Genomic DNA, 19021 nt, shown 5'->3' with positions numbered 1-19021 from the left:
GGTGAGATGGAACACTGTCCGGCTGATGAAGTGACTTGTTCTACTAGTGGAGAAAACGTACCTTGCGGTGTCAAGGCAACAGCTGTTAACGACGCAGAACTCGCTGAGTAGCTGAGTAATAGTGAGTAGCTGAGTAATAGTAAGCCATGAACTTCCACCATGCCCTCTAATAAAAAAACCACCGCATCGAAGCGGTGGTTTTATCTTTTTCAATTGATTATTTTATTGCAATGTTGATTGAGCCCAAACGCTTAGGGACAAGGAACTTGATCCCAGAACCAGGTGGCGCTGGTTGATGGCGTCTCCCACACACCTGGGTTGTTTTTCGCCACAAAGCATTCGCCGCCGTAGATGACGGTATCACCGTTATTGACTTGCGTTTGTCCAGGAATCCACTCAATCACCTCGCCGGGTTCGCTGCTGCCGTTGTCGCCACTGTCTCCGTTATCTACACCGCCGCTTGAACCACCACAGTCGCCCGCATCGGACGCGGTGCGCCACACGCCATACTCGCCAGTGGTGCCCGGTTCTTCGCCGCGAGTCCACCAACCCGCTCTCCAGGTTTGGCCATCATGGCTCACGCGATCGCCTTCGACGTAAGTGGTCGCAGCATTCCAATTGCTTTCACAGGTTTCGTCTGTATCGCCAGCAAGGACCGTAATATCGCGTTTGGCCGTGGTGGTTTGGTGCGCGCTATCGGTGACTCGGTAGGTTAATTGGTACTCACCCGCCACGCCGCTATCGACATACCCCGTGACTTCGATGCTATCGGTTAAATTGCCGTCTTCTTCATCATAGGCGCTTACTCCGGCCATTACATCGAAGGGGCTATCGAGCGTGATCTTGCTATTATTAACCCCTTGGAGTACGGGCTTAGCACTGTAGACCTCAACTGAACGTACCTCTGAGATGTTGTTGCCATCGCTGTCAGCAACATGGTAGGTCAGCGCATAGCTGCCGACCGCGCGAGTGTCTACGTGCCCTTCAACGTGGATGTGGTTGGTCAAATCGCCATCTTCTTGGTCGGTTGCACTGACACCAGCCATTGGGTTGAAGTGGGAGTTGTGCAAAACTCTCGTATCATTGACGCCACTTAACACGGGCTCGCCGCTGGCTACAGGCGGTGTTTGACCATGAACGAATGAACCGTAATCCTTAATGAATTGTTCATTATAAGCTTGGCCTGCGGCATTGGTGCCCATATCCCAGTTGACCGACCAAGTCATCACACCACGTAACGGTTGACCTTGAGAAGCAAGCTGCTCAAAAGCACGGTACAGATCTTGCGGCTCTTTCACATAACCTGTGGCAGCGGCATCAATGCTCGAAGGAATACCAAACACCAGTTTGTTGTGTGGAATCTTATGGAAACCGCGCGTGCCGTTCGACAACGAATCGGAAATGTAATAAATGAACTCCTGTTTCAGTGCATCGTTATTTTGTGCGATCCAACCAACACCATCGACCCAAATGCCATCACCACCTTGGTTGTAAAACTGTGGGTTGATCCAATCGTAATACCCTTCCAGATTATCGATATACGGTACGTATTTTCCACCTTGAGTCAGGTAGGGAAACTCCGGTGCCATGGTGATAAGAAAATTTTTGCCTTGCGCGCGGTAGTGATCTTTGACAATGCGCAGTGCCGCTGGAATCACGGTTTGGTTGTCAGCCGCGGTGACGGCCGACTGCTCAAGGTCAATGTCTAAGCCGTCAAAGCCATAGTGATCGGTCAAGCGAATGATCTCGTTGGCAAAGGCGTGCTCATCACCAGTGCGCAGTTCAACATGCGCATCGGCACCGCCAAGTGCTAACAGCACTGACCGGCCTTGTTTATTCAGATCTTCTATCTGCTGGATAAACGTCTGTTCCGTCAACCCAGTCGCGGGGTCGAGGTGGAATGTGGGAATGCGGCCATCAGCGGTGTTGTATACCTTCATAAAGGAGACATTGACGACGTTGTACATAGGATTGACCTCTTCAAGGCTAACGCAAGGCGCATTGCCCCCTTGATAGCCGCCGCCATCACACCAGTTATGCCAATAACCGACAACCACGTTATTTTCAGGGTTGACCATTTCATTAGCAGAAGAAAAGGTTGAGAAAGAGGCGAGACCCAATCCAATAATTGCTGATAGTTTATTTAAGTTCATACGTACTCTTATTTATTACAGTTTTAATCCCAAACTTGATAAGGGATGCCGATATATACGCGATAGGGAAAATGATTTCCTACCTGCGTGATGAATAATGGACGCAAACTATATCGGTTATTGGTTTAATCTAAAAAACGATATGCGGGGGTTTTCCCCGCAACACCCTGTTTAGGGCCAATGTATTCTTTGATTGTATGGTTTTGGTTGCTCGATGTCTTTGATTATTAAGCTTTAAACCAGTATTGGCGAGGCTTGGTGAGCGCTGGTGGGGGATAATCCCCCGGATTGCGTTTTGTTACTTCCCTCGTATTCATTCATTATAGTGACGTTATAGTCCTACCGACAAGGTGTAAGAAGCGATGAGAGGAGTTTTAATCGACAGATTTATTCTGCTAAAGAATTGCCTTCTTTACTTGTGATTAATCTAATTTCTAGAGAGGAACGCTTATTTGGATTTTTTATTAAGAACCAATAGCTATTCACTAGCACATCGTATTTTTATATTTGATCGAGCATTGAATATTAATAATTTATTTTTTAAATAACAGAGAAAGTATGTACAGAACAACAATGTTTTTAGGTTCTGTTTTTTTAGCAACCAATGCTTACTCGGCGCAAATGCTGCCGAATAATATGATTGCAGACCTAATATCACCGAACAATGTTTCCCAAACCTGGAACAGTTACCAAATTTCACTGAAAAACAACGGGAGTAAAGCCATTGAACTGCATAACCAAGAACTTAGCTTCAGCACGCCGATCGGCCTTTACAGTGCGCCTTGGGGAGTTCAAGGCGCCGACTTACGCCTGAAATCGGCGGTAAAAGAGGGCAGTCAGTACAAAAACACCCTCGTTTTTAATGCCTATAACGGCTCGACGTTGCTGCTACAACCTGGCAAGAGCATCACCATGACGTTTGGTTATGGCGGTGTTTTAGAGGAAGCCATGGTGGAAAACTCGTTCACTTTTGCCGGTGAAGGCGGCAGCGTAGAAGAGCCAAGTCATCCACCGACGGTGACACTGACCAAGCCAAGTACAAGCCTCGCGATTGTGCAAGGGCAGCCTCTATCGATGGCCGCCTCCGCCGCAGACCAAGATGGCGATTTGGCCGGAGTAAAATTCTATATCGCGGGGCGCGTGGTCTCTGACGACAAAACTGCGCCGTATGCCTTTAATGCGCTCGACTTGGCGGTGGGGAATCACGCAGTCTACGCACAAGCGTATGATAAAAAGGGTAATGTGACTAAGAGTGTCAGTCGTACTGTCACGGTTCAAGCCGACAAGGGCAATGCGCCGCAAGTGAACATCACTCAACCAACTGGCGCAAGCGAGTTGACTTTAGGTGACACTTTGCATGTTACTGCCACTGCGACAGACAGCGATGGTGACTTATCTATGGTTGAGTTTTATGTCGATGGGCAAAAGCTCGCCAGTAAGACGCAGGCACCGTTTAACTTCCAGTTTACTCCGGCCAATGAGGGGCTCTATTCCTTTCATGTGGTTGCCGTGGATGCCAAAGGTAATCGCGCCGAAGCACAGCCACAGCAGCTTAAAGTGGTTGAACCTGCGGTAGAAACGCATCCACCAGTGGTGGCGATTGTCTCGCCGAATAAGGATGTGACTACTTTGCAAGGGGAATCGGTGCTGTTTCAAGCGCAAGCGTCTGATCAAGATGGCGATTTGAAAGCGGTGCGTTTTTACACCAATGGTCAACTCCTGACTACCCAAGCGAGCGCGCCTTACCAGGTCAATATTCTGGCACAGCAAGGAACCACACAAGTTGTTGCTGAAGCGCTCGATCAAGCTGGGCACACTACTCGCTCGTCTGTGATCAACATTACCGCTAACAGTTTGTCGCAAGGTGAATCTGGCGGCGCGGCTGATTGTGATGCTCCCCTATACCAAAACGGTGTGCAGTACAAAGCGGGCGATAGAGTGAGCAACAATGGTGCGACCTACGTGTGTCAGCAGTTTGGCTGGTGTGGCCAAGAGGCGTATGCCCCTGGAGTCGACTGGTATGGCAACGATTATTGGAAAGATGCCTGGAAACTGGAAAACGCGTGTGATGTGCAGCCGAATCTGCCGCCGACCATCCGTTTGACACTGCCTGAAGTTATTGCTGGTAACGAATTTGCGTTTACCGCGGAGGTAAGCGACGAAGATGGTTCGGTGACTCAGGTGGAGTACTACCTTGAAAGTGTATTGCAAGGCGCGGTAACTCAGGCTCCTTTCGCGTTAGGCCACTCCGGTCTAGAAGAAGGGGAGTATAGCGTGTTTGCAGTGGCTACCGATGATCAGGGCGCGCAGACCCGTTCAGAAACAGTCTCGTTACAGGTTGAAAAAGCCTTTGTTGGCAATCGTTTGACGATTCAGTTCCCGAACTTCGACCATAAGGATCTGCTCAACCCACCTGCGGAGCTGGCGAATCAGACCCTGACGGGCTCGCTATATTGTCCAACGGATGGTTCAACCAAGCTGTTTCAAGGCACTTGGGGCGAAACCGTGCACGTCGATGAACTGGAAGCGTGCCAATATCAACTGAATCTTGATGGCTTCAGCGGCTACGTAGCACGTTTCTCACCTTGGGTGGTTGATTTTAGCAAACAACAAGAGAATCAACAAAAAGAGGTGAATGCCTTATATCGTGCGCCGATTGCAACTGAGGCACTGTTCCCGTTAGGTGGCGTGCAAGTAGATACATTCCTAGAAGGAATTTATCAACCACGTGCTCTAGCATTAGGCGACAACATGATTTTCGTTGGTTCATCGGCCATTATGCTAGATAGCGAACCATTAGCGGGTTCTGTTTATGCGATTCAACTAGATCCGCAAACTAAACAGCCAATTGGAACGTATATTGTTGCTGAAGGCGAAGAACCACATGGCGTTGCTTACCGCGATGGCACTTTGTACTACAGCACAGTGGGTGCGCTGTACAAGATTGAAAACATTAATGAAAACTTCAAGTCGCGTCCGGTAGCAGAGAAGATCTTTACCTACCCAGCAGACGGAACTAAAACGCCGATCCCCCATGAGCAATGGTGGACTCGCATGCAGCACCAAAAGCACCCGATTAAGTTTAATCCACTGGACCCGAGCGATGACAAACTGTACACCGCCATCGGCCTGCCTTGTAACATTTGTACTACGCCGGAAGAGGAGTTGTATGGCACCATTTTGGCGCTGGATCTGGCAACGGGCGACTACGATATTCTGGCTAACGGTATTCGTAACTCAGTCGGATTTGACTGGCATCCGCAGACAGGCGAGATCTGGTTTAGTGACAACAACCGCCAGCAGTTCGATAACCCGGATGAGATCAACCGTATTTCAAACCCAGGCCAGCAGAACTTCGGCGCGCCAATCTTCTTTGGTAAGGATACGCGCGGTTTAACCGATAAGGAAATGGCTAATTGGCAAGAGATGTTGTTAGGCAGTCGCCCAATCATTCCGCCAAAAGCGATTTTGCCGCAAGTTGACTACGACGCAGTCAAACCGACGGATTTTGCTGGTGCAGAGTTCGAGATCTTTACCTACAGCGCGCCACTTGGGGTGAAGTTTTGGCCAGCGTATTCGCCATCAGACAAGGTACAAAATCTACTCTACGTTACCCATGGTAACAGTAAGGTTGAGCATCCGGGGCTGGAACTGCGCATGTTGACGATTGAAAACGGCGATAAAGTGATTCATGAACGTCCTCTGGTGACGGGCTGGATGCGTGATCGCGCGGCAGTGGAGTCTTATGCCTGTTTAACTGACGCTTGTATTGGTCGTCCGGCGGAGTTTTTAGAGCTGCAAGATGGCTCGTTGCTGGTTTCCGATGACAAAGCCAATGTACTCTATCGCGTGTCGTATGACCCAAGCGGTGCCAACCTCAAGCAAGTGACCTTGACCAGCACACCTGCACCAGATGAAAGTGTCAGCGACCAGTTGGTCAGCGGCGCCTTGATCCACCCTAATGGCCATGAGAGTAAATTCCATGTCGCTTGGGGGGCACCAGAGATGAACATCGATGGTCTAGAGAATGGCGAGTATAAAGTGCGTTTAAATGACGTGGGCGACTACATTCCAGAGCAGCGTCTCTTTGACATCAACATCTCAGATCAACATCCGAGTGAAAGCATTACACTCAAGTACGTTGAAAAACCAAAGGATCTGCAAGGTGTGGTGAAGTTTGTCGCTCCCGCTAAACCTACTGGGGAAAGTGAAGATAGCTTAGTGCTGACCATCGAAGACGTAGCCAGTAAACAAACATTTGAGCGTGAAGTAGCTTGGGGAAGCCAAGTCGAAGAGACATTGGGTTACGGAAAATACGAGGTCCGGTTCCCGTATCTGGACAATCACTACCCGCAACCTGCAATGCAAATCGTGGAAGTCAATGAATCAAGCCTAGAGCATACTTTAAACGTGGTGTATATCGGTTTCGAGAATGGCGGCGATTTGATGGGGCAATGTTTCGCGTGCCATTCATCTGATTACTTTGATGATCCGGCTATTGCAAACAAGTGGAATGACAGTGGTTACGATCTCTTAGTTGAGCAGATTTTAAACATGAAGGTTGCTGAGCATTGCGATGTCACTTGTGCAAAATCTATTGCTGACTATCTGTTTGATGAAGTGTGGGATAAGTATCTGAACGTAGAGGAAGCATTTGGGGAACGCCAAATCAGATTGCTGACCAGCTACGAGTACGCCAACAGTATCAAAGATTTGTTTGGCCTGACGGTCGACAAAAACAAGTTGCCGAAAGACAAGTACGAGCGTGAGTTTAAGTTTGCCGGCCAGTCGGAGCAAGGTGTGGTTCTGGCAGATGACATGAAGCTGTATCACTCCATGGCTGTTGAGATTTCTCAAGCGTTGAATCTCGAGAATATTGGCTATGGCGACAACGTGGATAAAGGTCAATTTGTCGCCGATATGGGGCTTAAGATTTACCGTCGCCCACTGAATGCTGATGAACTGAGCCGATTTACTGGCTTCTTGAATCAGTACGGTGTGCGTGACTTGGTGGCCTCAATGCTGCTGTCGCCCAATTATCTCTACCGCTCTGAGCTGGGTAAGGTGACGGACCAAGCGGGCGTGTATGAGCTCTCTCAGTATGAGGTTGCGGCGGCGCTCTCATACAGCTTCCTGGGTACCACACCAAGTGCCTCGCTTCTGGCTAAAGCGCAGCGTGGTGAGCTGGCGACTGATGAACAGATCGTCAATGAAGTCGCCGACATGCTGCAGAGCGCTCGTGGGATTGAACGCTTTACCGATTTCATAGGCTATTATGTGCATACGCAAGTGCAAGAGTTGCCAGAAAAACCGGGCCTTTCCAGCGAAGTAGTCGAAGCTATGGTGCAAGAACAGGTGGAGTTTATTCGCCACTTCCTAACTGAGGGACAAGGTACAGTTGAAGAATTGTTCAATCCGAACTTTACTTTTGTCAATGGCACGCTGGCCCAGCACTACGGTATTGCCGGTGTGACAGGCGATGAGTTCCAGAAAGTGACGGTTGATAACGGTCAGCGCGGCGGTTTGTTGCATCAAGGTTTAACCCAAGTGGTGAACTCAGATTATGCCGCAACCTCGCTGGTCAAACGTGGCCTGATGATTCGCCAGAATCTGCTGTGTCGTACCATTGGGGTACCAGTGAATGTGGATCCGGATTCGATTGAACTGCCTGATACGCCAATCACTACCCGTGAGCGTTGGGACACGATCAACGGCGAGCAAGCGTCCGATGGTCAATGTTGGCAATGTCACCAGTTCATGAATGACACTGGAGCATCGCTGGAAAACTACAGCCAGACTGGGCAATGGCGAGTGCAAGAACAAGCGTACAACGACCCGAGCGTGACACTGGCGATTGATGCCTCAGGTCCACTGGTCGACAACACAGGTTCGCAAGTGTGGTTGGAGTTTAACAACGCGCGGGATATTTCCGCCCACTTCCCAACCAACGCCACCGTGCTGCAATGCTTGGCAGACAGCTATTTCCGCTATGCGATGGGACAAAAAGTGGATGAAGACTCGCTAGCCGGGGTACAAGAGATGACTGCCCAACTAGAAAAAACGGGCTCTGTACGTGAAATGCTTGAAGTCCTCGCGACCTCGCAAATGTTTAAATTTAAAAAGGAGAGTAACTAATGTCTTTTCTAAAAAGCCGTCGACGTTTTCTACAAGCGGCCGCAGGGGCAAGTGTGCTTGCTCCACTTTCTCTACCGGGTTTAAGCCGTATCGCCCATGCAGGCACGACGGGGCAGGCAAAAACGAAAGTGGTCTTTTTCGTCATTCCTGATGGCTTGGGCACGGACAGTTTTACCGGGCAACACAACAAGGGGCTGTGGTTTCCGAGTACCCAGACCGCAGGGGCGATCGACACGGGCGATTTTAGCTTAAACGAAGTGAGCAAAGAGCTGGAAGCGTACAAAGCGCAGTCGCTTTACCTGCAAGGGATTATTCTTGGTGGGGGCAATGCTGGCCATGGCGGCTGGGCAGAAGTGCTTCGTGATAGAAACAAAAGCCACAGTTCGATTGATGTCTTGCTTGGTCAAGTGATGCCGGGTACTGACCCTTCGCAGCGAGCGATTTTTGCTGGTCCCCACGCCACTGACAGCGTCAACTGGTATGTCTCATGGGATGGCAAGAATAAGCGCACCCCGCAAGGCAACCCGCGTCTGCTGTTCGAAAATATTTTTGGCACCGATTACAGCGGTGCTAAAGCCAGTACGCCAGTGAATAACAACGGTACGCACTTGTTCGACCCGATCAACGACGATATCCAGAATTTGCGCTCTTCGCTGTCTGGGCGCGAACGTCAAAAGCTAGACACCCATTTAGATTCAATGGAGCAAGTGGTAAGCGATATGGATGCTACAGTGCCGATCAGTGCGGAATGTAGTCCGGTGAAACCGGACGAGAATCCGATCATGTCGGCAGATTTTCGCAATCAGGTGCAATCGAGCCACCATCAAGTGGTGGCTACCGCCTTGAGCTGCGGTATATCACGAGTGGCAACCATTCAAGTAGGGCGTTCGGCCGACCAAGTGGTGATCAAAGACGCTAGTCTCAATGCCAACCCGCATGACTTAGCGCATCGCTACAAGAGTCAGCAAGAGTGGAAAGCCAGCCGCAAGTGGTATGCGCGTCAGGCAAAACTGTTTTTGGATGAGCTTGCTCGTCACTCAGACCCAGATGTGCCTTCTGATTCTTTGCTGGCACACACCTTAGTGGTGGTGACTTCGGAAATGTCTGATGGCGCGCCTGAGCATCAGTATAACCAGCCAATGCTCTTAGTGGGTGGCGCATCTGGGCTGCTCAACCATGGCACAGGCTCTGGACGTTATTACAACATTCAGCAGCATGCCGACAGAAGCCACTGGGCGGCGGGTGGTCAGGTTGACCAGCAACGAATCTGGGCGACGATTGCAGAAGCGATGGGCACGCGTGTGCCTTATAGCGGTAATACCAACGTGGTGCCGAATATTTTCCACAACGTCAGTTAATGTCGGCCGAGCAAACCGAAGCAGGGTGCCTTGCACCCTGCAATATCAGAGAAGATACAATGAAACGTAAATCCTATTTATGGTTGCCGAGCTTGCTGGCACTCTTGCTGCTCGGCTGTGAGAATGATGCCGTTCAAAGTGGCTCACAAGCACCATCCGAATCTACGCTATTGGCTGCGGATTCGCAGGTTGAAATGCAGCATAAAATCGTGACACTACAAGGTGTAATTAAACCCGCCAACCGCGAAGTGCCCTTTGTTGAAGTGCCTGCGGTGGTGACCTTGGAAGAGTTGAACCATGGCGGTGAAGCGAAAGTGATCGCTTCCACTTTAGTCAAAGCGAGTTATGAAGAGGGATTTTTAGCTAGCTACCAGTTGCAATACGACCCTGGCTTGCTAAAGAAAAACGGCAGATATTATGTGCGCGTTGCCGCGAATCAAAACAACCAACTGCTATGGAGTAACAATATTTTGGTCTCGGGTGTGACCCATCCGCGCAGCGATAGTGTTGTCAATATTACCGTGAGATAGCTCATCCAGAGGTTTGTTCGCTTGCGAAAAGGGCTCTCATCAAGCGAACAAATGTGTGCAAAAAGGCGGGAGATTAGCTGTCCTCAAAATCCGAGATCAGTAAATTGGCGGCAGCAAAAGCCGCTTTCTCTCGTGTCTCTTTCGGTAGGGTTTCATCGGCCGCGATGTCATTTAACGTTTTCACCGCACAAGCAATGGCTTGGGGAATGTAGGCTTGATCGCCACTGCCAATTTGCGCGTAAAGCTCGCGAACCATTTCACAACAACCGTATACTTGCATGGTTCTCTCCTCAATGTTGAATAAATGATAACTGCTCTCGACTATACACACAGCGCTTTTGAAACTCAAAGTAGAGAATTGTCTTGGCGCAACGTTTATGTGGGGGCGGGCAAAGATTGAACAATCGAGGGGGGTGAGGCTAAAATGTCGTCAGTTTCGCGGTGACGTCAAACGGGCAAATAAAAAGGGGAGTGGCTTGGCCAATCCCCTTTTCTCAACTCTTCGTCAGCAAGCTTATTTCAGTTGCGCTTTGATATGCTCAACGATATCGGCCATCGCTACTGGTGTTTTTTCACCAGAACGACGGTTTTTATATTCGAAGTGACCTTCGTCCATGCTGCGATCGCCAATCACGATAGTGTGAGGGATACCGATCAGTTCCATATCAGAGAACATCACACCTGGGCGCTCTTTACGGTCATCGAACAGCACTTCGATACCCATAGCGGTCAGTTCAGCGTAAAGCTTTTCAGCCGCTTCTTGAACGCGCTCAGATTTGTGCATGTTCATTGGTACAATAGCGACTTGGAAAGGCGCGAGTGCGTCTGGCCAAATGATGCCGTATTTGTCGTTGTTTTGTTCGATAGCCGCTGCAACAACGCGAGAAACACCGATACCGTAACAACCCATCTCTAGGATGACGTTTTTACCGTTGGAATCGAGCACGCCACAGTTCATCGCTTCAGAGTAGACATTGCCGAGTTGGAAAATGTGACCCACTTCGATACCACGTTTGAGCATCAATGTGCCTTTTCCACATGGGCTTGGATCGCCTTCGACGACGTTACGGAGGTCAGCAACTTGGCCAAGCTCTACATCACGACCCCAGTTAATACCGAAGTAGTGTTTGCCATCGATGTTTGCGCCCGCGCCGAAATCGCTCATGACAGCAACCGAGCGGTCAACGATAAATGGTAACTTAAGGCCGACAGGGCCAAGAGAACCTGCACCGGCACCAATCAGTTCACGCATCTCTTCTTCCGTTGCCATCTCTAAAGGCGTTGCAACTTCAGCAAGGTTTTCTGCTTTGATTTCGTTGAGTTCGTGGTCACCACGGATGATCAGTGCAACGATAGGCGCTTCAATTGCGTCCGACGCTTTAACGAATAGCGTCTTAACGGTTTTCTCGATTGCGATACCGTGCTGTTCAACCAGTTCAGCGATGGTTTTGGCGTTTGGCGTATCTACTAGCGTCATCTCTTGAGTTGGCGCTGCACGCTCAACCGCAGGAGCGACGGCTTCTGCTTTCTCGATGTTGGCGGCGTAATCGGATTCAGTCGAGAAGGCGATGAGGTCTTCACCACTTTCAGCCAGTACGTGGAACTCTTGAGAGCCGTTACCACCGATCGCACCTGAGTCTGCGAGTACTGGACGGTACTCAAGGCCCATGCGGTCGAATGCTTTACAGTAAGCATCGTGCATCGCTTGGTAAGATTTTTCTAAGCCAGCTTTGTCGATATCGAAGCTGTACGCATCCATCATGCAAAATTCACGTGCACGCATCACACCAAAACGTGGACGACGCTCATCGCGGAATTTGGTCTGGATCTGGTACAGATTGAGAGGAAGCTGCTTGTACGAGCTCACTTCGTTGCGAACCAACGCGGTAATCACTTCTTCTGCGGTCGGGCTTAGAACAAACGGACGAACATGGCGATCAGTAAAGCGAAGCAGTTCCGGGCCCATTTTTTCAGAGCGGCCTGTCTCTTCCCATAGTTCAAACGGCTGCACAACGGGCATCAAGGTTTCGATTGCACCTGCATTGTCGATCTCTTGACGAACGATGTTTTCGACTTTACGCAGCACACGCAGACCGGTAGGCAGCCAAGTATATAGACCTGAAGCCAGCTTACGGATCATACCTGCACGTAGCATGAGCTGGTGGCTCACTACTTCTGCGTCGTTTGGAGTCTCCTTCAGAGTAGAAAGAAGATATTTACTGGTACGCATTCTATGGTATCCGTTTCATCATGTTTAAAAGCCCCTCACCAAAGAGGGAGTAAAATTAAGCTGACTATGATATCAGCCATTGCTCAATGTCAAAAGCCTTCGATAGAGGTAACCGTCACTAACTTGTCGGTTACGATAAATTTCACGTTCAAATCGAACAAATTTACCGCGTATTGCTTCTCATCGGCGCGATTTTTCTTATAAGCCGGGCGCGGATCTTGCGCTAAAACCTGAGCGATAACGTCACGCTCGTGTGCGCCAGTGGCTCTCTTTTGCAGCGTCTGTTCTGCCTGGGCGCTAAATTGCACCAAAGCCTGTTCGGGCGCTTGTTCTGCGTACCCACCCAGTGCCTCGGGAATGGAATCGGAGTAGGGGATGTAGGGTTTGATATCGACAATTGGCGTACCATCAACCAGATCGACACTCCCCAACTCAAGATAGATCTGCTCGCCCTGTTTGCTCACGCCTTTAAGCTCGACGGCTGACATGCCGATGCCATTGGGGCGAAACGTTGAACGCGAAGCAAACACGCCAACCCGTTCATTGCCCCCTAAACGCGGTGGACGCACAGTCGGCTTCCAGCCAGCTTCAAGGTTTTGATCAAACAGAAACAGCAGCCAAAGGTGTGAGAACTGCTCTATTCCTCTGACCGCTTCTGGGCTATTGGCCGTGCCACTCAGTTTGACTCTGGCACTGGCTGCAGGCACCAACCTTGGCTGACGAGGGACGGCAAATTTTTCTTTATATGGGCTTTGGATAATACCGATGGGTTCGATGGTGTACATAGCGTTTGTGGCGGCTGAATAGAGAATGGAGCAAAGCTACCACACTTTTTTACTTGCAACTCTTTTTGATAATAACTATCATTTGTTATGTTATATTGTAACACTTAATTGCGAAGGAAATTAAATGAAACCGGGAATCCATCCTCAATACCGCCAAGTGGTGTTTCATGACACCAGCGTCGATAAATATTTCTTGATCGGGTCAACATTGCAAACCGATCGCACCATTGAGTGGGAAGATGGCCAGACGTACCCCTATTTCACCATTGAGGTGTCATCGGAATCACATCCGTTTTACACCGGCAAGCAGCGTGTGGTGCAAAAAGAGGGTCGAGTGGCGAATTTCAACCGTCGTTTTGGCCAATTTAACAAAGAAACGGAGCAGTAACATGAAAGTATTATCGTCGCTGAAAAGTGCCAAAAGCCGCCACCCTGATTGCCAAATCGTCAAACGCAGAGGGCGCTTGTATGTGATTTGCAAATCCAATCCTCGTTTTAAAGCGGTGCAAAAGTAGGCTAAGTATCAAATGGTTAGTTGTAAACAGATATCGCACGCAGTAATGATTTTCTCTTGATTATAATTCTGGTAAATATTTGTTTTATAGATGATGCGACCATTTTTGGGTCACAATCTGGTTATAAATACGGCTATTTTGCAATAAATTGTAACATTTGTAATTTTTATTTCCCTCCTTGCTCAAGTACCCTGCGCCAGATTTTGACATTTCTGTCACATTTGCTCAGGAAAAACTACAAGGAGGGAACAGATGAGTTCATCTGCTTCAATAAATCACTCTTCACCAAAGAAGTCGCTGTTTACGCGTTTTCTTGATTCGGTGGAATATTTGGGGAACTTGCTACCCCATCCCATCACTCTATTTGCCCTTTTCTGTTTGGCGATCTTAATTTCATCTGGCATTGCCGGCTATTTCGAGGTTTCTGTTGTCGACCCTCGCCCAGAAGGTGCGAAAGGTCGCGCCGCCGATGGCATGATCCACGTGGTCAGCCTGCTCAATGCGGATGGTCTTGAACTGATCGTCACCAATCTGGTGAAAAACTTTGTTGGCTTTGCGCCACTAGGGACGGTTCTGGTGGCGATGCTGGGTGTGGCGATTGCCGAATATTCGGGTTTATTGTCTGCGGCAATGCGTGGTCTGGTCATGGGTGCCTCAAAGCGGATGGTGACGGTCACGGTGGTATTCGCGGGCATCATCTCCAACACCGCTTCTGAGCTTGGCTACGTGGTCTTAATCCCACTGGCAGCAATGTTATTCCATTCTCTTGGTCGTCATCCATTGGCGGGCCTCGCTGCGGCATTTGCCGGTGTGTCGGGTGGTTACTCGGCAAACCTGTTGATTGGTACCGTGGATCCACTGCTGTCGGGCATTACCGAAACCGCTGCACAAATGATTGATCCGAGTTACACCGTTGGTCCGGAAGTCAACTGGTACTTCATGTTTGTCTCGACGTTTGTGATTGCGGGTTTGGGCGCGTTCGTGACAGAGAAAATCGTCGAGCCAAAACTGGGCAAATACAACGATGAAGAGGCCTCAGAAGATCTTAGCCAAGACAAAATGGGCTCATTGACGGCGCTGGAGAAAAAAGCCCTTAAGCTTGCAGGTCTGGCAACGCTGGTGGTCTCGGCACTTTTGGCGTGGACCGTGGTTCCTGCCGACGGCATTCTGCGCTCTGATGCGGGCACGATTGCTGGCTCCCCATTTTTGAAAAGCATCGTCGCGTTCATTTTCGTCTTCTTCGCCGTACCGGGATTTGTCTACGGTAAAGTCGTCGGCACGATGAAAAGCGACCGTGATGTGATCAATGCGATGTCGAAATCGATGTCGTCGATGGGCATGTACATCGTGCTGGTATTCTTTGCCGCGCAGTTTGTTGCCTTCTTTAAATGGACTAACTTTGGTCAAGTGTTTGCCGTTGCGGGCGCAGAATTCCTGCAAGAGATTGGCTTAACCGGTCCAATGCTGTTTTTTGCCTTCATCTTGATGTGTGGTTTTATCAACCTGATGATTGGCTCAGCCTCTGCGCAATGGGCCGTGACTGCACCCATTTTCGTACCTATGCTGATGCTGGTGGGTTATGCGCCAGAAGTGATTCAGGCCGCTTACCGTATCGGTGACTCGACCACGAACATCATCACGCCAATGATGAGCTACTTTGGCTTGATCCTTGCCGTTGCCACCCGCTATATGAAGAACCTTGGCATCGGTACCTTGATTGCGGTAATGCTGCCGTACTCCTTAGTGTTCATTGTTGGTTGGAGCTTGCTCTTCTACGTGTGGGTGTTCGTCTTTGGCCTGCCTGTTGGTCCGGGCGCAGCGACGTACTACACGCCTTAACGCGCTGAACGAAAGAAAAAGCCTGCAATTTCGCAGGCTTTTTTTATTCTCATTGAAGCAGCGCTTCGCATTGATTCAGCGCTTGGCCAAAATTCTGTCGAGATGATTGGCAAACTCGCGTCGTTCGGTTTGCGACAGTGCCGCTGGTCCACCCGTTTGGATACCGCTTGAGCGCATGGTGTCCATAAAATCGCGGATATTAAGCCGCGCCTTGATGGTGTCGTTGGTGTAGAGCTCACCTCTGGAGCTTAATGCCAGCGCGCCTTTACTGATCACCTCATCAGCCAGTGGAATGTCTGACGTAATCACCAAATCACCCGCTTCGGTGCGTTTGACTATCTCATTGTCAGCAATATCAAATCCAGCTGGAACTTGAATGGAGTGGATATTTTGCCTTTTGGGTACAGGCACCACATGATTGGCGATAAAGGTGCACTCAACGCCGGTGCGCTCTGCGGCGCGGACGATGGTCTCACGAATCACTTTCGGACAGGCGTCCGCATCAACCCAAAGTTTCATGCGCTTGTCCCCGTGTTGAGTTGTGCCTCTAGAGAAGTAAGACGCGCGGCCAGTTCGGCCACGTTTTTTTCCAATTGGGCAATACGTTCGGCTTGGTCGGTTTCTGTTTGAGACGCTGCCACTTCCACTTTGGGTACGCGCTGGGCACTCTTCCAACTTTTGATTGCGGCGATTAGGGCAGGCATCGGCACTAACGTGTTCATGCGCGCTCGCACTAGGGCGACGGTAGGCTCTTTGCCTTGTTGTTGCAACTGCTCCAGCACGGCTTGCAACTGTTCGGTAACGTCTTGAGTTAACATAATCGGTCTCTAATAACGATATATCCCTCATCATACGTTGAGGTTTAGCGTTTGGCGAATGGCAATTTCGGTAATTGCTTGTAAGAGATATCTCACACGCTTTGTAAGAAAAAGCGAATTCAGCGTACGTCATTTCATGAATGTTCTATGGTAACTTACTGATAATAAAAGGTTGTAAATGAAATGTAATGGATATCATGGTGTTTTTTCTTAGTTAAACGATTGCTCCGATAAGGAAAAAAGGTAAATTAGGCCTTGTCGGAAGGATGCTGACACGGAACAGGAAACGCCAAGGACTTGGTTATCGTCAGGATGACGATTTGGTTGCTCAGGAAGAGGAATCAAGCAAGGAGCGCAGGACATTGTACGGACGCAATCACTAATAGGATGTTAGTGAGCAAGGAATGACAATGGACCCCTCTAAGGATTGAGGTAAGGACCGCTTCAGGATGAAGCAAGGGACACCGCTCAGGGAACAAGTGATGTGCGCTAACGAGGAATGTTAGCAGTCGGGAAGACACAGGACACCGCTAGGACGGCGACGTAAGGAATAGCTGAAGGATTCAGCCACTATTATGGATGATGCAGGGAGCATTATTAGTAGCCGGACTGCTGCGAGTAAGACTATAGCCCCGATACTCTGTATCGGGGCTTTTCTTATCCCCAGCCCTTTAAGCCGAACCAATGGTTTGGCCTCTTATAAAAAATTCACAAACAACGTCTAAAAAACAATCTGGATCAATAACCTATTGTGCAAGTTGGTTTAATTTCGGCTTCTCTCTTTTGACACTCACGGCCGCTTAGTGTGCCGATGTCAAGGCTATCAAGGATACGATGTGACCATAGTAACCAGAAGAACGCTGCTTCTTCCTTACAATGATTCATTAAAGCTCGAGTTTGTCATGCTCAATTGCTGTGCGAAGAATCGCGCTGAGTTAGGCGGGCCCTATACGGTCGCGAATGCGAAACTGCTGTTTGATAAAGTGCTCAATGATCCCAACATTCATGCCATGGCGGTCTTGGATAACTACAATCGCGAATACATGGGACATGTGTATATCGCTGATCTTGATTCTCAGCCGACACTTGGGTTTCTATTTGACAAAGCCTATTGGGGCCAAGGGATTGCGACGGAAACTTTGAAAGCGTTTCTGCCCAAAGCGGTATACGATTTGCAACTTGAACAAGTCACTGCTTGGGTTAAACCGAGCAACAAGGCGGCAATCGCGCTGCTGAGTAAACTCGGTTTCTATCGCCAGCCACAAAGCGGCCAGCGAGAAGAAGCATGGCAGATGCTGTTTACATCCGATGTGGTGGCAGGAAAAAGTTCAGCGGCCTAAAACCGCTCATGATGAGGTGACCTTGATAACAATCATCACCAAGCGATGAAAATTCAAAGTGATAGACTGTATGCCAACGCCAGACACCGTCTGGCGTTTTCAGTTTATGCGCGCCAAAAGCCACACTGATGAGCTGCAAATCCAGTTGTTCACACTTGCGCACAATCGCTGATTTGGCTAGCTCCGACTGTTGCCGTTGTTGCCAAAACAGAAAGCAAAAGAGCGCTAAGCCGAGAATGGCCAAAAGATCACCCATCATTTAACGTTATCCTTTCGTTGCCTGTTGCAGCTTGCGTAGTGCAGAGGAGAGTTCTTCACTTGGACTTGAATGCAATAGTGGCAATAGCACCATGCGAAGTTCTGGCAACATCACCAGATCAGCAAATAGCTGGTTGAACAGAAGCTGATTTCCTGTTTGCGCCAAACGGGTCAAAAAGCGCTCCGCCGTTTGGCTATCGCTGAGCCAGTGCCAAGCGCGACCAGCAATGCCAATTAACACTTCTTGGTGGCTTAATCGGGCACTGGATAAAATGGTCTCCAACAGCGGTTTTATCTCTGAGGGTCTCGCTCCTGCGAGGGCGCGGGCGTAAGCGGAAATCAGAAAAAGATCTGGGTTGGGCTGCGAAAGGGCCGATTGGGTCAGGTCAATTAAACGGGCCGCCAGCTTGTCGGGTAGCTCAGTGTGTTCCAAAGCACCTAACAAGGCGTACAGTGGCTGACTGGGCAGATGAGCGAGCGCTTTTCGCACCAGTACGCCATTTTGCTCACGATCCAGCCGGGCGCAGAGATCGGTTATCCCTTGCAAACCCACAGTTTGCCAATTATCCCAGCCCAATGAACCGGCGAAATAAGCCTGTGCGTGTTCATAGTATTGGCTGGCTGGGAGGTCGAGCTGAGCGCGAAGTTGGCTATGAAATACCGCCATTTTGTCGTCTGCTGGCTTGAAGGTGTAGGGGTTATTCGCCAGTTTTTGCTGCTGCTCTTCTGACATTTCTTGCGATAAGCGAGTACCCATCGCCTCAATGATATATTTGATGAAGTTGCCGATGTCTGCTTGTTTGAGCAAGCCGCGCTCATCGAGTTCAAACTTTAAAAACCACACCCACGGTTGTTTTTGTTCGTTCCAGTAGGCAATGGCTAAATGCGCTTTTCTCTGCAGCGGATAAGGGTAGGCCGCCGCGCCTTGCTCAATGTGAGCGAAATCGTGATTGGTGATGGTTTTGATTCGGCGTCCTAAATCAAAGACGGTGTACTCGCAGTGGCTGTTTTGCAGCAACTGAGTAAGGGTATGAATGGTATCCATTAACACTGATGTCCT

General features: G+C 49.5%; 15 protein-coding genes. 7 read left to right on the top strand and 8 right to left on the bottom strand.

Features of this window, described 5'->3' with window-relative positions; genetic code table 11:
- Positions 1-251: 251 nt before the first annotated feature.
- Complete coding sequence (locus tag I3X05_RS12535) at positions 252-2153, bottom strand: immunoglobulin-like domain-containing protein (protein WP_045570247.1); 1902 nt, start codon at positions 2151-2153, stop codon at positions 252-254.
- Positions 2154-2711: 558 nt separating this feature from the next.
- On the opposite strand from I3X05_RS12535, the gene I3X05_RS12530 reads away from it, so the two are divergent.
- Genes I3X05_RS12530 through I3X05_RS12520 form a run of 3 tightly spaced genes read left to right on the top strand, consistent with a single transcriptional unit; the run spans position 2712 to position 10176 of the window.
- Positions 2712-8288 (top strand): Ig-like domain-containing protein, encoded by a 5577-nt coding sequence (locus tag I3X05_RS12530; protein WP_337970755.1) that lies wholly within the window; start codon positions 2712-2714, stop codon positions 8286-8288.
- Positions 8288-9646 (top strand): DUF1552 domain-containing protein, encoded by a 1359-nt coding sequence (locus tag I3X05_RS12525; RefSeq protein WP_193157828.1) that lies wholly within the window; start codon positions 8288-8290, stop codon positions 9644-9646. Before I3X05_RS12530 ends, I3X05_RS12525 begins: the two co-directional genes overlap by 1 nt.
- A 59-nt stretch (positions 9647-9705) precedes the next feature.
- On the top strand, positions 9706-10176 hold the full coding sequence (locus I3X05_RS12520; protein WP_193157829.1) for a hypothetical protein: 471 nt from the start codon (positions 9706-9708) through the stop codon (positions 10174-10176).
- 73 nt (positions 10177-10249) lie between these two features.
- Here the strand turns inward: I3X05_RS12520 and I3X05_RS12515 are convergent, their stop codons facing one another.
- The 3 genes from I3X05_RS12515 to tsaA form a co-directional block, all read right to left on the bottom strand.
- On the bottom strand, positions 10250-10456 hold the full coding sequence (locus I3X05_RS12515) for a YaeP family protein (RefSeq protein ID WP_045570243.1): 207 nt from the start codon (positions 10454-10456) through the stop codon (positions 10250-10252).
- Positions 10457-10690: 234 nt separating this feature from the next.
- A complete protein-coding gene (locus I3X05_RS12510; RefSeq protein ID WP_045570242.1) occupies positions 10691-12406 on the bottom strand; it encodes a proline--tRNA ligase in 1716 nt (571 codons plus the stop codon).
- Between the two features lie 89 nt (positions 12407-12495).
- The gene (tsaA, locus tag I3X05_RS12505; protein WP_045570241.1) at positions 12496-13191 is read right to left on the bottom strand and encodes a tRNA (N6-threonylcarbamoyladenosine(37)-N6)-methyltransferase TrmO; all 696 of its coding nucleotides are present in this window, start codon (positions 13189-13191) and stop codon (positions 12496-12498) included.
- 124 nt (positions 13192-13315) lie between these two features.
- Between tsaA and I3X05_RS12500 the strand changes: the two genes are divergently transcribed.
- The 3 genes from I3X05_RS12500 (at position 13316) to I3X05_RS12490 (ending at position 15545) form a co-directional block, all read left to right on the top strand.
- Positions 13316-13579 carry a type B 50S ribosomal protein L31 gene (locus I3X05_RS12500; protein WP_039439800.1) on the top strand — a complete coding sequence of 88 codons (264 nt, stop codon included), beginning with the start codon at positions 13316-13318 and terminating at the stop codon, positions 13577-13579.
- A 1-nt stretch (position 13580) separates the two neighbouring features.
- Complete coding sequence (gene ykgO, locus I3X05_RS12495) at positions 13581-13706, top strand: type B 50S ribosomal protein L36 (protein WP_039430308.1); 126 nt, start codon at positions 13581-13583, stop codon at positions 13704-13706.
- 252 nt (positions 13707-13958) lie between these two features.
- Positions 13959-15545 carry an AbgT family transporter gene (locus tag I3X05_RS12490; RefSeq protein WP_045570240.1) on the top strand — a complete coding sequence of 529 codons (1587 nt, stop codon included), beginning with the start codon at positions 13959-13961 and terminating at the stop codon, positions 15543-15545.
- 75 nt (positions 15546-15620) lie between these two features.
- On the opposite strand, the gene I3X05_RS12485 is transcribed toward I3X05_RS12490, so the two are convergent.
- Positions 15621-16064 (bottom strand): YaiI/YqxD family protein, encoded by a 444-nt coding sequence (locus tag I3X05_RS12485; RefSeq protein ID WP_045570239.1) that lies wholly within the window; start codon positions 16062-16064, stop codon positions 15621-15623.
- Complete coding sequence (locus I3X05_RS12480) at positions 16061-16363, bottom strand: hypothetical protein (RefSeq protein WP_045570238.1); 303 nt, start codon at positions 16361-16363, stop codon at positions 16061-16063. Before I3X05_RS12480 ends, I3X05_RS12485 begins: the two co-directional genes overlap by 4 nt.
- Positions 16364-17199: 836 nt before the next feature.
- Between I3X05_RS12480 and I3X05_RS12475 the strand changes: the two genes are divergently transcribed.
- Positions 17200-17703: a GNAT family N-acetyltransferase gene (locus tag I3X05_RS12475; RefSeq protein WP_045570237.1), complete on the top strand. Its 504-nt coding sequence runs from the start codon at positions 17200-17202 to the stop codon at positions 17701-17703.
- Here the strand turns inward: I3X05_RS12475 and I3X05_RS12470 are convergent.
- Complete coding sequence (locus I3X05_RS12470) at positions 17663-17962, bottom strand: DUF3301 domain-containing protein (protein ID WP_045570236.1); 300 nt, start codon at positions 17960-17962, stop codon at positions 17663-17665. The genes I3X05_RS12475 and I3X05_RS12470 overlap by 41 nt on opposite strands.
- 6 nt (positions 17963-17968) lie before the next feature.
- Entirely contained in the window at positions 17969-19006 is a 1038-nt protein-coding gene (locus I3X05_RS12465) for a DUF3549 family protein (RefSeq protein WP_045570235.1), read from the bottom strand.
- Positions 19007-19021: the final 15 nt, after the last annotated feature.

It is taken from the genome of Vibrio navarrensis (genome assembly GCF_015767675.1).
Classification (GTDB): Bacteria; Pseudomonadota; Gammaproteobacteria; order Enterobacterales; family Vibrionaceae; genus Vibrio.
The sequence above is the reverse complement of the archived record's forward strand: the minus strand, read 5'-3'. Positions and strand labels throughout refer to the sequence as shown.

Excerpts from the sequence above, each read along its gene's own strand:
- I3X05_RS12515 (WP_045570243.1), bottom strand. The coding sequence starts at position 10,456 with ATGCAAGTATACGGTTGTTGTGAAATGGTTCGCGAGCTTTACGCGCAA.
- I3X05_RS12470 (WP_045570236.1), bottom strand. The coding sequence starts at position 17,962 with ATGATGGGTGATCTTTTGGCCATTCTCGGCTTAGCGCTCTTTTGCTTT.
- I3X05_RS12520 (WP_193157829.1), top strand. The coding sequence starts at position 9,706 with ATGAAACGTAAATCCTATTTATGGTTGCCGAGCTTGCTGGCACTCTTG.
- I3X05_RS12510 (WP_045570242.1), bottom strand. The coding sequence starts at position 12,406 with ATGCGTACCAGTAAATATCTTCTTTCTACTCTGAAGGAGACTCCAAAC.
- I3X05_RS12535 (WP_045570247.1), bottom strand. The coding sequence starts at position 2,153 with ATGAACTTAAATAAACTATCAGCAATTATTGGATTGGGTCTCGCCTCT.
- I3X05_RS12525 (WP_193157828.1), top strand. The coding sequence starts at position 8,288 with ATGTCTTTTCTAAAAAGCCGTCGACGTTTTCTACAAGCGGCCGCAGGG.
- I3X05_RS12465 (WP_045570235.1), bottom strand. The coding sequence starts at position 19,006 with ATGGATACCATTCATACCCTTACTCAGTTGCTGCAAAACAGCCACTGC.
- I3X05_RS12500 (WP_039439800.1), top strand. The coding sequence starts at position 13,316 with ATGAAACCGGGAATCCATCCTCAATACCGCCAAGTGGTGTTTCATGAC.
- I3X05_RS12490 (WP_045570240.1), top strand. The coding sequence starts at position 13,959 with ATGAGTTCATCTGCTTCAATAAATCACTCTTCACCAAAGAAGTCGCTG.
- I3X05_RS12530 (WP_337970755.1), top strand. The coding sequence starts at position 2,712 with ATGTACAGAACAACAATGTTTTTAGGTTCTGTTTTTTTAGCAACCAAT.
- I3X05_RS12485 (WP_045570239.1), bottom strand. The coding sequence starts at position 16,064 with ATGAAACTTTGGGTTGATGCGGACGCCTGTCCGAAAGTGATTCGTGAG.
- ykgO (WP_039430308.1), top strand. The coding sequence starts at position 13,581 with ATGAAAGTATTATCGTCGCTGAAAAGTGCCAAAAGCCGCCACCCTGAT.
- tsaA (WP_045570241.1), bottom strand. The coding sequence starts at position 13,191 with ATGTACACCATCGAACCCATCGGTATTATCCAAAGCCCATATAAAGAA.
- I3X05_RS12480 (WP_045570238.1), bottom strand. The coding sequence starts at position 16,363 with ATGTTAACTCAAGACGTTACCGAACAGTTGCAAGCCGTGCTGGAGCAG.